Below are 13158 nucleotides of genomic sequence, written 5' to 3'. Positions count from 1 at the left end.
GCAATGCGCGGAGACACTGCGGCAGCACCGGGCCATGTCCGGCGGGATTCCCAATCGACGGGCATATTGCCCGAGATCGCGGCACGCGCCGAGGCCACCATCGCGATCCGCCATGACCTGCACCGCCACCCGGAGCTGGCCTTCGAGGAGCACCGCACCAGTGCCCGTGTGGCCGAGTTGCTGCAGCAGTGGGGCTATGAGGTGACCACCGGTCTTGGCGGCACCGGCGTGGTCGGCACATTGCAGCGTGGGCAGGGCGGCCGTCGGCTGGGGCTGCGTGCGGACATCGATGCCTTGCCGATCCACGAAGACTCGGGGCTGGCCTACGCCAGCCAGACCGACGGCCTGATGCATGCCTGCGGCCATGATGGTCACACCGCCATCCTGTTGTCCGCCGCGCATTACCTGGCCCATCACGGCACTATCGACGGCACCTTGCAGCTGGTGTTCCAGCCAGCCGAGGAAACCGGCTCGGGTGCATCGAAGATGATTGCCGACGGCCTGTTCGAGCGCTTCCCGGTGGATGCGATCTATGGGCTGCACAACTGGCCGGGCGTGCCGGTGGGCCACTTTGGCTTCGTCGACGGCCCGGCGATGGCGTCGGTCGACTGGGCGCGGCTGAAGGTGATCGGCAAGGGCGGCCACGGTGCCGAGCCGCAGGGCAGCGTGGACCCGATCCTGGTCGCCGCGCACATCATCACTGCATTGCAGAGTGTGGTGTCGCGCAATGTCGACCCGCGGCAGATGGGCGTGGTCACCGTCGGTTCGATCCATGGTGTGCAGGCCGCCAATGTGATTCCGGACGTGGTCGAGCTGAAGCTGACCGTGCGCGCCTACCTGCCCGAGGTGCGCGACACGCTGCGCCGCCGGGTGACCGGAATTGCCGAGCAGACCGCTGCCGCTTTCGGGGCACGCGCCGAAATCGAGTTCCCGCGTGGCTTCCCCAGCGTGATCAACCACCCGCAGCAGACCGCCTACATCCGCGATGTGGCCATACAGGGCTTCGGCCACGAACAGGTGGTGCCGGAGTTCGCGCCGCGCACCGCCAGCGAGGACTTCGCTTTCCTGTTGCAGGCGCGGCCCGGGAGTTTCGTGTTCGTCGGCAACGGCGACAGCGCGCCGTTGCACAGCCCGCGCTATGTGTTCAACGACGCCGCCATTGCACCCGCTGCCAGCCTGTGGGCGCGACTGGCCGAAGACTATCTGGTGAAGGACGTGGCATGAACAGCAACGAACGCTTCCTCTATACGTCGGTGGATGATCCATTGGCGCGGCCGCTGTTCGATGGCCTGGAGCAGGAGTACGACAGCCGTTACGCCGACGTGCGCCGACGCATCGGCGGCAGCGCCCGCGAGGAGCTGCAACGCTATCCGGCGCAGGCCTTCGCGGCGCCGGTAGGCGCGTTCGTGCTGCTGCTGCGCGATGGTGTGGCGATCTCTGGCGGCGCCTTCATGCCGCACCGCGATCCGGACACCGCCGAGTTCAAGCGGATCTGGACGCTGCCCGGGCTGCGCCGGCAGGGCATCGCCCGGCGCGTGCTGCAGGAACTGGAAGAGCAGGCGGCGCGCCAGGGCTATCGGCGCGTGTTCCTGACCACCGGCTTCCGCCAGCCCGAGGCGGTCGGCCTTTACCTCAGCCACGGCTACACCGCGCTGTTCGACCTGGACGCGGACCCGGAATCCATCGCGCACCTGCCGTTCGAGAAACATCTGCGGGCGCCCGCGCCTGTCGTTGCGCCTGTGCAGGCGGTGCTGCAAGGGGTCCACGCATGAGCACGCCCTCGACGGCGCTGGATGGGATCGGCGCACGGCCGGCACCCGCACCGGCCTTGAAGATCGTGCCGGCCCGGCACCCGCTGCAGGTGGTCGGCACGGTATTGGCGCTGGCGCTGATCCTGATCGGGCTGCAATCCGTGCTGGGCAATCCGCGCTGGGGCTGGGGCACGTTCGCCGAGTGGTTCTTCGCACGGCCTGTACTGGAAGGCCTGGGTCGCACGCTGCTGCTGACCGCGCTCGGTACCGGCCTCGGTTTCGCGCTGGGCACCATGCTGGCGTTGGCCCGGGTGTCCGGCTCGCCGCTGCTGTCGGCGGTGTCGTGGGGCTATGTATGGCTGTTCCGTTCGATCCCGCTGCTGGTGCTGTTGCTGCTGCTGAACAACCTGGGCTACCTGTACAGCACCATCGAGCTGGGCGTGCCGTTCACCGGCATCAGCCTGTTCTCGTACCCGACCACGCAGCTGATCGGCGTGTTCACCGCCGCAGTGCTCGGCCTCACCTTGAATCAGGCCGCGTTCTCGGCCGAAGTGATCCGCGGTGGCATCCTCTCGGTCGACCATGGCCAGTACGAGGCGGCAGCGGCACTTGGCCTGCCGCGTGGCCGCCAGGTGCGCCGCATCATCCTGCCGCAGGCGATGCGTTCGATCCTGCCGGCCGCGTTCAACGATGTGATCGGCCTGGCCAAGAGCACCTCGGTGGTCTACGTGCTGGCGCTGCCGGAGCTGTTCTACACCGTGCAGGTGATCTACCGCCGCAATCTGGAGGTGGTGCCGCTGCTGATGGTGGCCACCGTCTGGTACCTGGTGATCCTTACCGTGCTGTCGCTGTTGCAGCGGCGCGTGGAGCAACGCTTCGCGCGCGGCCAGCTGCAGCGCGAGCGCTCGGTGTCGCGGGAGTCATCGCCCCCGCGTGTGCAGAGCGAAGCTGCGCCGCGCGTGGCCAGCCGCCCGCGTATCGCCACCCAGGTTGAAGCGGGCGAGGGCGCGGCGGTGTCGCTGCATGGCGTAGGCAAGGTGTTTGGCGACCAGCCGGTGCTGGAAGACGTGAACCTGGACCTGCGCGCCGGCAGCGTGACCGTGCTGATCGGCCCTTCGGGCGCCGGCAAGTCCACGCTGCTGCGGCTGATCAACCACCTGGAACGCGCCGACGGCGGTTACGTGACTGTCGGCGGCCAGCTGATCGGCTACCGCCGCGAGGGCGACACCCTGTACGAGCTGCCCGAGCGCGAGATCCGACGCCGCCGTGCGGAAGTGGGCATGGTGTTCCAGGGCTTCAACCTGTTCCCGCACCTGACCGCGCTGGAGAACATCATCGAGGCACCGATCGCGGTGCGTGGCGTGCCGCGCGCGCAGGCCGAGCAGCAGGCGCGCACGCTGCTGGAACGGGTCGGCCTGGCCGACAAGGCCGATGCCTTCCCGCGCCAGCTGTCCGGTGGCCAGCAGCAGCGCATCGCGATTGCCCGCGCGCTGGCCCTGCAGCCGAAGGTGCTGTTGTTCGATGAACCGACCTCGGCGCTGGACCCGGAGCTGGTAGCCGAGGTGCTGAGCGTGATCGAGGAGCTGGCCCGCTCCGGCACCACGCTGGTGATCGTCACCCATGAGCTGAGCTTCGCCCGCCGCGTAGCCGATCACGTGGTGATGATGGATCAGGGCCGGGTGATCGAGCAGGGCACGCCCGAGGTGCTGTTCGAACGCCCGCGCCAGCAGCGCACCGCCGATTTCCTGGCCAAGACCCTGTAACCGAGAAGGGAACACCATGAGCCCTGCAGCACCGCGTCGTCCCTCACGCAGCACCCTGTTGATCGTGGGCGTGCTGGTCATCGGCATCACCGGTATCGTCTATTCGCGCGTGCGGCAGGCACCGGATGCCGGCACCGTGGCCGCGACCAGCCTGGCCGGTGCGAACACGGCGGTGTTGAAAGGCACGTTCGATCCAGAGGCGCAGTCATTGATCCCCAAGGGGTATCGCTTCGTCACGCCCGGGTCGTTCACCGTGGCCACCCATCCAGGGCAGCTGCCGCTGGCCGACTACGGGGCCGACAGCAAGGACGTTGTGGGCATCGAGCCCGACATCGCGCGCCTGATCGCCGATGCGCTGGGCCTGAAGCTGGTGATCGTGCCGGTGGCCTGGGCCGACTGGCCGCTGGGTCTGGAATCAGGCAAGTACGATGCGGTGCTGTCCAACGTGACGGTTACCGAAGAGCGCAAGAAGAAGTTCGATTTCTCCAGCTACCGTTTCGACCTGCTCGGCATCTACACGCGCGCAGACGGGCCGATCCAGAAGATCGAGAAGCCGGCCGATGTGGCCGGGCTGAAGGTGGTGGTGGGTGCCAGCACCAACCAGGACCAGATCCTGCGGCAGTGGGACCAGCAGAACATCGCGGCGGGATTGAAACCGGTGGAGTACCAGTACTTCGATGACGCCGTGGTCGGGCGGCTGGCGGTGATCACCGGCCGTGCCGATGTGTCGTTCGAGCCCAACGCCACCGGCGCCTATTCCGCACGCGACGGTAAGGTGCGGCGCGTCGGCCTGTTCCCCGGTGGCTGGCCGAACGCTGCGGCGATCTCGGTGACCACGCGCAAGGGCAGCGGCCTGGCTGATGCAGTGACGCAGGCGCTGAACACCCAGATCGCCAGTGGCACCTACGCGCAGGCGCTGAAACGGTGGAATGTGGCCGAGGAAGCCGTGCCGCAGTCGCAGACCAACCCGCCGGGATTGCCGACGTTGCAATGACACCGGGCGTGGCCCGGCGCGACCTCCGCTTTTGTAGAGCCGAGCCATGCTCGGCTGCTTTACCAACGCGCCTCCAGCGTTCTGAACGGTTTCGCCAGGCGCACGCCCTCGGCGTCGAAGTCGGAAACGCTGCGTCCGTCCACACGCACCGTCTTCGGCATCGTGCGCGCCGGCCACCAGACCTTCACCGCCGTTCCGCCGCGCAGCCCTTTGCCAAGCCCCACCCTCAGCACTCCGTCGCGCTGCCGCGCCTGCATCTGCAATGTGCCATACGCCGTCGGCAGGCGTTCCACCGCCAATCCATCCCCCGCCACCCACGAGGGCGGTGTGCCCGGCAGCAGCGAGAGCGCATCATCGTCTTCGCGCATCAGCATGCCGAACAGGGTGCGGCCGTATTCGGCGCCGATCCAGGTATGCGGCATGTCGCCCAGGTACCGCGGGAAGCGCAGCCGTGAATGCACTACTTCGGCCAGCACCTGCCATTCAAGCGGGCGCCGGTCATGAAGCAGGCCCTGCAGCAGCTCGTCAGCCACGTCTGGCTGGCCCAGGTGCACATAGCTCAGCACGTTGCGGATCTCGTACGGCGTGTAGGCATACAGCGCACCGGGCTGGCTGCGCTTGCGCACGTCTTCCAGGTAGCGGGCGAAGGTGGTCCGCAACGCATCTGCCGGCAACACGCTCTGCGCGCCGGTCGGGTCCAGGGCGATCGACACGCCGGTGGGGTCACCATCGCCCAGATCGGCCGATGACGGAATGAAGTCGATGCCCTTCCACGCCATCGTTGCGCGGATCGAGGCACGCAATGCGTCGTACAGCGCTTTGTACTGCTCGCGCGCCCAACGGGCGGTTTCGTGGTCGCCCAGCGCCTCGGCCAGCCACGCGCCGTCGTGCCACCCCTTCAGGCCCCAGTAGTCATCCCAATAGCTGTGGGTGGGTGATGGATAGCCCTCATGGCTGATCGATGGTGCAAGGATGCCCGCAAAGCGTTCCGGGGCAGGCTGGTCAGCCTTGTAACCGGGCACCAGCGTGCGCTCGCGCAGTTCCTGCAGGAAGTGCAGCGCGGCCTTCACCTTCGGCAGGTAGTCACGCACCGACTCGGGTCCGCCATCCAGCCGTGCAACGTCGGCGACCAGCGCCACGTACTGGCCCTGGCTGTCGTACTCGATGTCCGAACCGAAGCCGGTGTTGACGCTGCCATCGTCATTGAGGATCGGCGAGACCAGGCCGTTGGCATGTACGCCGTGTTCGCTGTACCAGGCCAGGTAGTCGCGCGCGACCTTGGCCTCGCCCATGCGCAGCAGCACGGCCGAGGTGGCCATGCCGTCGCGGATGAAGGAGCGGTTGTAGTTGCGCGGGCCGGGCTGCATCGCCGGGCCGGTCTGGTTGATCAGCATGTAGGCGGCCTGCGCGCGCAGCATGTCCACCAGTGATGGGTCGGGCAGGCGCAGGCCGACCTGGCCCAGCCGTGCCTGCCAGTCCGCGGACGCCTGCGTGGCCAGTGAATCGAACGCCGCATTGGCATCGCGGGGAAGCGTGGCCAGATCCAGCGCAGGCGCTTCGGGCAGCACGCCATTGGCATCCGCGGCGGCGGTGCCCAACGGGAACGCGACCACGATGGCATCGCTGGTTCCCGGCGCCAACGAGACGCGGTAGTCCAACGCAGCCGAGGCAAGACCCTGGTCATCATGCGCCTGTTGCGCGGAAGGCAGTTGGCCGGCAGCGATGTCCGCGGTGATTTCCGTGGCGCCATCCCTGCCGAACGGCGCCGCGCCGGACGCAGCCACTGGCGTGAGCGACTGCAGCAGCGTGCGGCCATTGATGCGCACGGATTGCCTGTCGATGGCCACATCGCGGATCGGCGACAGCCCGCCGTTCTGCCATGGCGGATTCATCTGCATCGGGCGCACGACCAGGCTGAGTGTGCCGTCGATCCGGGTTTTTCCGGTGTTGTGCAGGCGATGGCGGAGGAAGGTTACCGGCTGGCCATCGCGCTCGATGGCGAACACTTCACTGCGCAGCTCCAGGCCGGGTTGCGGTGACCAGGTGGCGGAGGGCATGGGCTTCCAGCCATCCCGAAGCGCGTGCTGTATCGGCTGTCCTGCCGCGCCAGCGGCGCGGCCGTCAGCACTTCGCCAGATCGGCTGCACCAGTGGCGCGCCCTTGAAGGCTTCCAGATTGCCGTATTCGTCGAAGATCGACTTCTGCCGGCCCGCATGCACGCCCACTGCGGTCCAATAGGTCTGCTGCATCTGCAACGACGCCGGGAACAACGCGCGCTGCGCGCCGCTGGCAGCGATCTGGTAGCGCTTCATCGGCGTCATCACGGCTTTCGGGCCGAGCAGGCGCAGGCGCGCGATCTGCGGTGCAGCGCCGTCCACGCTCAGGCGGAATGTACGTAACGGTTGTGCTGCAGTGGCGGCCAGCCAGCTTTGTCGATGATTGGCCGCTTGTGCATCGTGTGCGAGGTCCTGCCAACGGCCCTGTGCATCCTGCACCTGCAGTCGCGCGGCGCCGCGCGCGCCATCGGCCCAGTCGACGACCAGGCCAGCCGTTGATTGGGCCCGCGGCAGCGTGATCTCGAACGTATGGGATCCATTTACCCCGGCCGGCATCGCGACGGTGCCGCCGCCTTGCCAGAGCGCCGCTGCCTGCGTTGCATCGATACCGCTGATGCGTGCGCTGAGCGTGCTGTCCAGTGGCTCCATCTCGAAGATCGACACGCCCCAATCGGAGGTGCGCTGCGGGCTGGCCAGCCGCAGGTAGCGTGCCTGCCGCGGCGCGAAGTACAGCGTTTCCACGTCGCCCAGCGAATCGGCCATCGTGTACGCGGTCTGCCACTGCGTGCCGTCCAGCGAGGTCTGCAGTGAATAGCCTTCCGGGTTGGAGACATCCCAGGTAAGGCGCGCACCGGCCAGCAGGGTAGGCGCGCCCAGATCGATCTGGAACCAGTGGCCCGGACTGAAGGCGCCGCCGGTCACGGTCTTCGGGTCGCCGTCGATCAGGTGGCCGATCGCCATCGCCGGTACCTGCTGCGAGGAACTGCTGGCCTGCCATTGGCTGCGCGGGGGGAGGGTCTGTGCCTGTGCGCTGGAGGCCAGGGCGGCCAACAGCAGGGCGGCGGCAGATCGCCATGGGATAGCTGAGCGGGAGACCTTGGAGCGTTCGGCGCGCAACGTCATTACGGACTGCCTCGCAGGTTCGACCGGAATCGGGCGAGCGCTACGCTAGCAAGGGATGTAATCGGTTACATGACGCACTGCAGCGCCGCAGGCCGCTTCCGTGGTTGACGCAGCCGAGCATGGCTCGGCTCTACATGGCTTCCGGCAGGTCAAACGGCATCCCCCGCTAAAGCTCCACCGTCTCCCACCATCGCGTACCCGCCTGCGGCGCCTGCATGTCCAGTGCTTCGCCCATCATCGGCGTGGCCACCGGCACATTCTTTGCGGCCGCCAATGCCGTGATGCGCTCGAACGGCTGCTGCCATGCGTGCAGGGCCAGGTCGAAGGTGCCGTTGTGGATCGGCAGCAGCCACTTGCCGCGCAGGTCCAGGTGCGCCTGCAGGGTCTGTTCCGGCTGCATGTGCACGAACGCCCAGCGCGGATCGTAGGCGCCGGTCTCGATCATGGTCAGGTCGAACGGTCCGTACTTCTCGCCGATGGCCTTGAAGCCATCGAAGTAGCCGGTGTCGCCGCTGAAGAAGATGCGGAAGTCGCCGTCCTGGATCACCCATGACGCCCACAGGCTGCGGTCGCTGTCACCCAGCCCGCGGCCGGAGAAGTGCTGGCCCGGGGTCGCGGTCAAGCGCAGGCCACTGGCTTCAGTCGACTGCCACCAGTCCAGCTGTTCCACCTTGCTGGCGCCCACACCCCATGCAATCAGCTGGTCGCCGACGCCGAGCGGTGCGATGAAGCGCGCGGTCTTGCCGGCCAGCTGCATTACCGCGGCACGGTCGAGATGGTCATAGTGGTTGTGCGAGAGGATCACGCCGGCGATGGGCGGCAGTTCGTCGATGCTGATCGGCGGTGCGTGGAAGCGCGCCGGCCCCATCCACTGCACCGGTGAGGCGCGCTCGGAGAACACCGGGTCGGTCAGCCAGTACTGGCCACGCAGCTTCAGCAGGATCGTGGAGTGCCCAAGCCGGAACAGGCTGCGATCCGGCGCAGCATCCAGGGAGGCGCGGTCCAGCGGCTGCACCGGAATCGGGTGGGCGGGCACGGTGCCCTTGGGCTTGTTGAACAGGAACGTCCACCAGATCTCCGCACCGTCGCGCAGGCCCATCGCCGGACGGGGCAGGGCATTGCGGAACTTGCCGTCGCGGTACTGCGGCGAATCGGGGAAGTCGGGGAGGGACCAGGACTTGCAGAAGGTGTAGGCGGTCACGGCGAGGATTCCAAGCAGGAGGACAAGGAGCAGGCGCTTCATGGGTGACGTCCGCTGGGTACACTGCACAGTGTAGTTTCGCATTTTTCAAAAGTACACTACTGGGTGTAAAATGGTGCCGTCCGTTCAGCTATCCGGTCTCCGCCATGCCCCGTGCCCCACAACGCCTGACCGACCGCAAACGCGAGGCCATCGTGCGCGCGGCGGTGGAGGAGTTCCGTGCATCGGGCTACGAGGCGACCAGCATGGACCGCATCGCCGAGGTGGCCGGGGTCTCCAAGCGCACCGTCTACAACCACTTCCCGAGCAAGGAAGCGCTGTTTTCGATGATCCTGGAGGAGCTGTGGGAACGCAGCGTGGCCAGCGACGCACTGCCGTATCGCGCGGACCAGCCGTTGCAGGCGCAGCTGCTGCAGTTGCTGGGCCAGAAGCTGGAACTGCTCAGCGATGCCAACTTCATCGACCTGGCACGGGTGGCGATGGCCGAGGTCATCCACTCACCGGAGCGGGCGCAGGCCATCGTCTGCCGCATGGGCGAGAAGGAAAGTGGCGAGAGTGCGTGGATCCGCGCAGCGATCGCCGATGGCCGGTTGCGAGAGGTTGATCCGGAATTCGCCGGCCACCAGCTGCATGGGCTGGTGAAGAGCTTCGCGTTCTGGCCGCAGGTGACGATGGGGCAGCCACCATTGACCGCGCAGGAACGCGCACGCGTCGCCGAATCGGCGGTGGCCATGTTCCTGGGTTTCTACGCGGTCTAGCTGGCGGCGAAGCGACGGAACTCGTCGGCCGGCAGTGCGGCCGAGTACAGATAGCCCTGGCCGACATCCACGCCCAGCGCGCGCAGGTGCTGTTCCTGCGCCAGGGTTTCGGTCCCCTCGGCCACCACGATCGCGCCGCAGCGGTGCGCGACTTCGACGATGAAGCGAACGATCGACTGCGACTTGGCGTCGGACAGCGTGGCGATCAACGCCTGCTCGATCTTGACCTCGGCGATGGCCAGCTGCGAAAGCAGGATCAGGGTCGAATAGCCCGCGCCGAAATCATCCAGCGACAGGGTGACTCCGGCCGCCAGCAGCTGTGCGATGTTGGCATCGACCAGGTCACGCTCGACGATCTCGGTCCACTCGACGATTTCCAGCCGCAGCATCGCGCCGGGGATGTCGTGCAGCTGCAGCAGTTCCTGCAGGCGCAGGCCGAAGTCGGGCAGGCGCAGGGATTCGGCTGACACATTGACTGCGATGGTCAGCGCCGCGCCGTCCTGCCGGCAGTGCTGCAGGAAGTGCACCGCCGACTGCAGCGTGGCCCATTCCAGGTCTGCCAGCCGGCCCTGCCGGCGCAGCAGCGAGATCACCCGCATCGGTGCAATCGGCCGGCCTTCGCCATCGCGCATGCGCAGCAGCGCTTCGGCGCCGACCAGCTGGCGGTCCTGCAGGCGATGCTTGGGCTGGTAGCACAGCGGTGCGTCGCCCTGCTGCAGCCAGCGTTCGAGGGCGAATTCGATCAGGGCGTCGATCTCGCCGTCGCGCTGGATCGGGTCGTCGAAGAACACGACGCCGGATTCGATCGCGCTCAGTGCCACGGTGATCGCGCGGAACGGAAGATGTCCTTCGTCGGCATCAACGGGGGGCTTCAATTCAACCACCGCACAACGGAACAGTGGCCGGAAGCCAGGCCAATCGCGGCCGACCCGATCGGCCAGGTTGCTGGCCAGCTCGGTGATCTGCGGTTGTATGCGCAGTTCGGACAAGGTCATGCCGCGCACCAGGATCGCCAGCGCGGCATCACCGAACTGGTAGACCTCCACGTCGTCCACCGCCAGCGATGGCAGCAACCGGTGGACGTCGGCCGGTGTATCGCGCTGCCACAGGCCGTTGTCCTGCAATGGCCCGTAGCGCAGGCGCAGATCGCGCAGGTTGCCCATCTCGGCCACGATCAGGCAGGCCTTGCCGATGCCGTCGTTGTCGCGCCAGTACCGCTGCAGGCGTTCACCGAGCGCACGCATGTTGGGCAGGCCGCTGATCGGATCGATGCGCAGCCACGCCTGTTCGCGCTGGCGCTGCGCATCGATCTGGGCATCGTTGTAGACCAGTGCGAACACTGCGCCGAGTACCAGCAGCGAGACCGGCAGTGCCAGCACACGCTGGATCGCCAGTTCGGCCACCGGTAGTTGATCGGCCCCAATGATCGCCACACCCAGCGCCAGGCCCAGAGCGGTCATCCCGATACGCACGGACCACGCCTGCAGGATCATGCGTGGCGAGAGTTCGTTGAGCATGCGCGGGTGCAGGCGCCTGCGCAGCCAGACGCCGGCCACCATCTGCAACACGGCCTCGAGGCTGGCAGGCAGGAAGAACTGGGTGCCGACGAACTGGTAGCGGGCGAGCAGGGCGGCGGCCAGGCAGGCCAAGCCGCCGCGCCAGCCACCGAGCAGGCCACTGACCAGCAGGATGTCGAAGCCGAGGTGCAGCTTGACCACACCCTGGGTGTAACGGGCCACGAACCAGGAATTGAACAGGTAGATCAGGCCCAGCGCTACGCCGACATACAGGCGCCGTCCTTCAATGGCGTGCCCGGCGCGACGGGTGGCGATCAGCAGCACGCCGATCATGCCGATCACCGCCGTGGCCTGCAGCAGGTACAGCGGCAGGCTGGGCAGGGCGCTGTCCAGGACCTGGGCCGAGACCCGTGAAAGCGCATCCATAGCAGGTTCCCGCCTGTGACCGACGGCCAGTGACGAGCAGGGTAAACCACAGGCGCCTGTGCGGCCACCAAGGGCCAGGCCAAGGTCCCTGCGGTCAGTAGCGCGGGTCGGCGATGGCGGGCAGCACCAGTTCGCGCACGAAGGAGGACGGTGACAGCTGCAGCAGGGCGCGTACCATCGCCACGACATCATGGACCGGCACCAGTGCGCCGTCGCCGCGCGCTGCGGCGTCCGCTACCGGCACTGACAGTGCATCGTCGGTGTTGAGGTAGCCCAGCTGCAGGCTGGTTACCGCCAGGCGCCGATCCCGGAAGCCTTCGCGCAGCGCATCGGCGATGCCGTTGAGCGCGAACTTGGATGCGCCGAACGCCACTTCCGGGCGGCCGCTGCGCGGCAGCGCCGAGGTCGAGCCGGTCAGCACCAGCTGTGGACGTGCTGCGCCCAGTACCCTCGGCAGCAGGCGCCGCAGCAGCACCAGGGTGGCGGTGATGTTGACGTCGACCAGCTGGGCAAGCGCGGCATCGCTTTCGTCGAGGAAGGCGTACTCGTCGCTGAAGGCCGTCTCTTCCCAGATGCCCAGGTTGTGGATGAGCACATCCAGATCGGCCGGCGCCTGCGCTGCGATGTGATTGGCAGCAAGGGTGGGCTGGGACAGATCCGCTTCGATCCACTGCAGGGTGACGCCCTCGGGGCATTCAAGGTCGTGCGGGCGGCTGCGCGAAACGCCGATGACGGTGTCGCCCGCACTGCACAGGCCTTCGACGAACGCTCGACCGAGGCCCCTGCTGGCGCCGATGACCATCAATTTCATGTGGCTTCCTTGTTGTGCTGCGGCGGCCTCAGTCGGCCGCCAGAATGGTGTCCCAATCGGCGAACGCGCGCAGGCCGCTGCGTCCGGCGGTGATGATCGAGGCGGTGTTGTCGAGCTGGCAACGGTATTGCGGCTGCAGCCCGGACGCCCGCGCGGACACGGCCATGGCGTGTACCAGCTGTCGCGCGTGACCGCGACCGCGGGCCTCGGGCAGGGTCAGTACGCCCATATCGGCGAAGGCTGGATCCAGGCTCCAGGGGTACATGCTTCCCGCAGCGACCAGGCGCTCGCCGTCGAAGGCACCGAACACCTGCCAGTGATCCAGCTCGACCCATGCGGCATCGAGATCGTCCTCGCTGGCGGTGGCCTGGAACGCGTTGAACGCTGCCGCGTCGGTCGCGCCGAGGCGGCGGATATGTGGTGGGGCAGGGTGTTCGGCGAGGGCGGCGAGTGTTGCGGTGGGGAAGTAGAAGACACGATCCGCGCCGTGCGTATGCTGGCCGAGCTGCTGCAAGCGCTGTTGCAGCTGCGCCAGTGTCCAGTGCGGTTGCGCACGCAGTTGCAGGCGAGCGGCCAGGGCAGGACGCAACAGCGCTCGGGCGGGGCCCGCGACCGGCTGTAACAGCATGCCGTCCTCACCCTCATCGACATCATCGCTGCACGCCAGGTGCAGCTGCGGCCCCTGCTGCAACGTGCGCTGGCCGGCGAACACGCGCTGCCAGGCAGCATCGATCAACGGGGAAATCGCATCATCCATG

General features: G+C 67.4%; 10 protein-coding genes. 5 read left to right on the top strand and 5 right to left on the bottom strand.

What is annotated here, in order from left to right; genetic code table 11:
* Positions 1-3: 3 nt before the first annotated feature.
* From J3A72_RS15020 to J3A72_RS15005, 4 genes are read left to right on the top strand one after another with little or no spacing between them, the layout of a single operon-like run.
* A complete protein-coding gene (locus tag J3A72_RS15020; RefSeq protein ID WP_075076789.1) occupies positions 4-1224 on the top strand; it encodes a M20 aminoacylase family protein in 1221 nt (406 codons plus the stop codon).
* On the top strand, positions 1221-1772 hold the full coding sequence (locus J3A72_RS15015; protein ID WP_075076790.1) for a GNAT family N-acetyltransferase: 552 nt from the start codon (positions 1221-1223) through the stop codon (positions 1770-1772). Before J3A72_RS15020 ends, J3A72_RS15015 begins: the two co-directional genes overlap by 4 nt.
* The gene (locus tag J3A72_RS23175; protein ID WP_075076791.1) at positions 1769-3514 is read left to right on the top strand and encodes an amino acid ABC transporter permease/ATP-binding protein; all 1746 of its coding nucleotides are present in this window, start codon (positions 1769-1771) and stop codon (positions 3512-3514) included. Before J3A72_RS15015 ends, J3A72_RS23175 begins: the two co-directional genes overlap by 4 nt.
* Positions 3515-3530: 16 nt before the next feature.
* Entirely contained in the window at positions 3531-4508 is a 978-nt protein-coding gene (locus J3A72_RS15005; protein WP_014646904.1) for an ABC transporter substrate-binding protein, read from the top strand.
* Positions 4509-4567: 59 nt separating this feature from the next.
* On the opposite strand, the gene J3A72_RS15000 is transcribed toward J3A72_RS15005, so the two are convergent.
* Both J3A72_RS15000 and J3A72_RS14995 read right to left on the bottom strand, forming a co-directional pair.
* Entirely contained in the window at positions 4568-7687 is a 3120-nt protein-coding gene (locus J3A72_RS15000; RefSeq protein WP_075076792.1) for a discoidin domain-containing protein, read from the bottom strand.
* A 166-nt stretch (positions 7688-7853) separates the two neighbouring features.
* The gene (locus J3A72_RS14995; protein WP_075076793.1) at positions 7854-8930 is read right to left on the bottom strand and encodes an MBL fold metallo-hydrolase; all 1077 of its coding nucleotides are present in this window, start codon (positions 8928-8930) and stop codon (positions 7854-7856) included.
* Positions 8931-9034: 104 nt separating this feature from the next.
* On the opposite strand from J3A72_RS14995, the gene J3A72_RS14990 reads away from it, so the two are divergent.
* A complete protein-coding gene (locus J3A72_RS14990; protein ID WP_014646907.1) occupies positions 9035-9646 on the top strand; it encodes a TetR/AcrR family transcriptional regulator in 612 nt (203 codons plus the stop codon).
* Here J3A72_RS14990 and J3A72_RS14985 read toward each other — a convergent pair.
* The 3 genes from J3A72_RS14985 to J3A72_RS14975 all read right to left on the bottom strand — a co-directional run bounded on the left by J3A72_RS14985 (position 9643) and on the right by J3A72_RS14975 (position 13157).
* Complete coding sequence (locus J3A72_RS14985; RefSeq protein ID WP_075076794.1) at positions 9643-11589, bottom strand: EAL domain-containing protein; 1947 nt, start codon at positions 11587-11589, stop codon at positions 9643-9645. The two genes, J3A72_RS14990 and J3A72_RS14985, sit on opposite strands and share 4 nt — an antisense overlap.
* Positions 11590-11683: 94 nt before the next feature.
* A complete protein-coding gene (locus J3A72_RS14980; protein ID WP_049406437.1) occupies positions 11684-12400 on the bottom strand; it encodes an SDR family oxidoreductase in 717 nt (238 codons plus the stop codon).
* A gap of 28 nt (positions 12401-12428) precedes the next feature.
* Complete coding sequence (locus tag J3A72_RS14975) at positions 12429-13157, bottom strand: GNAT family N-acetyltransferase (protein WP_046430294.1); 729 nt, start codon at positions 13155-13157, stop codon at positions 12429-12431.
* Position 13158: the final 1 nt, after the last annotated feature.

The organism is Stenotrophomonas sp. PvP093 (assembly GCF_017876915.1).
GTDB classification, from domain to species: Bacteria; Pseudomonadota; Gammaproteobacteria; order Xanthomonadales; family Xanthomonadaceae; genus Stenotrophomonas; species Stenotrophomonas muris.
Note: the sequence above shows the minus strand (reverse complement) of the source record. Positions and strands in the feature narration are given on the sequence as shown.

Coding starts and splice junctions, on each gene's coding strand:
- J3A72_RS15020 (WP_075076789.1), top strand. CDS start 4: ATGCGCGGAGACACTGCGGCAGCACCGGGCCATGTCCGGCGGGATTCC.
- J3A72_RS15015 (WP_075076790.1), top strand. CDS start 1,221: ATGAACAGCAACGAACGCTTCCTCTATACGTCGGTGGATGATCCATTG.
- J3A72_RS23175 (WP_075076791.1), top strand. CDS start 1,769: ATGAGCACGCCCTCGACGGCGCTGGATGGGATCGGCGCACGGCCGGCA.
- J3A72_RS15005 (WP_014646904.1), top strand. CDS start 3,531: ATGAGCCCTGCAGCACCGCGTCGTCCCTCACGCAGCACCCTGTTGATC.
- J3A72_RS15000 (WP_075076792.1), bottom strand. CDS start 7,687: ATGACGTTGCGCGCCGAACGCTCCAAGGTCTCCCGCTCAGCTATCCCA.
- J3A72_RS14995 (WP_075076793.1), bottom strand. CDS start 8,930: ATGAAGCGCCTGCTCCTTGTCCTCCTGCTTGGAATCCTCGCCGTGACC.
- J3A72_RS14990 (WP_014646907.1), top strand. CDS start 9,035: ATGCCCCGTGCCCCACAACGCCTGACCGACCGCAAACGCGAGGCCATC.
- J3A72_RS14985 (WP_075076794.1), bottom strand. CDS start 11,589: ATGGATGCGCTTTCACGGGTCTCGGCCCAGGTCCTGGACAGCGCCCTG.
- J3A72_RS14980 (WP_049406437.1), bottom strand. CDS start 12,400: ATGAAATTGATGGTCATCGGCGCCAGCAGGGGCCTCGGTCGAGCGTTC.
- J3A72_RS14975 (WP_046430294.1), bottom strand. CDS start 13,157: ATGGATGATGCGATTTCCCCGTTGATCGATGCTGCCTGGCAGCGCGTG.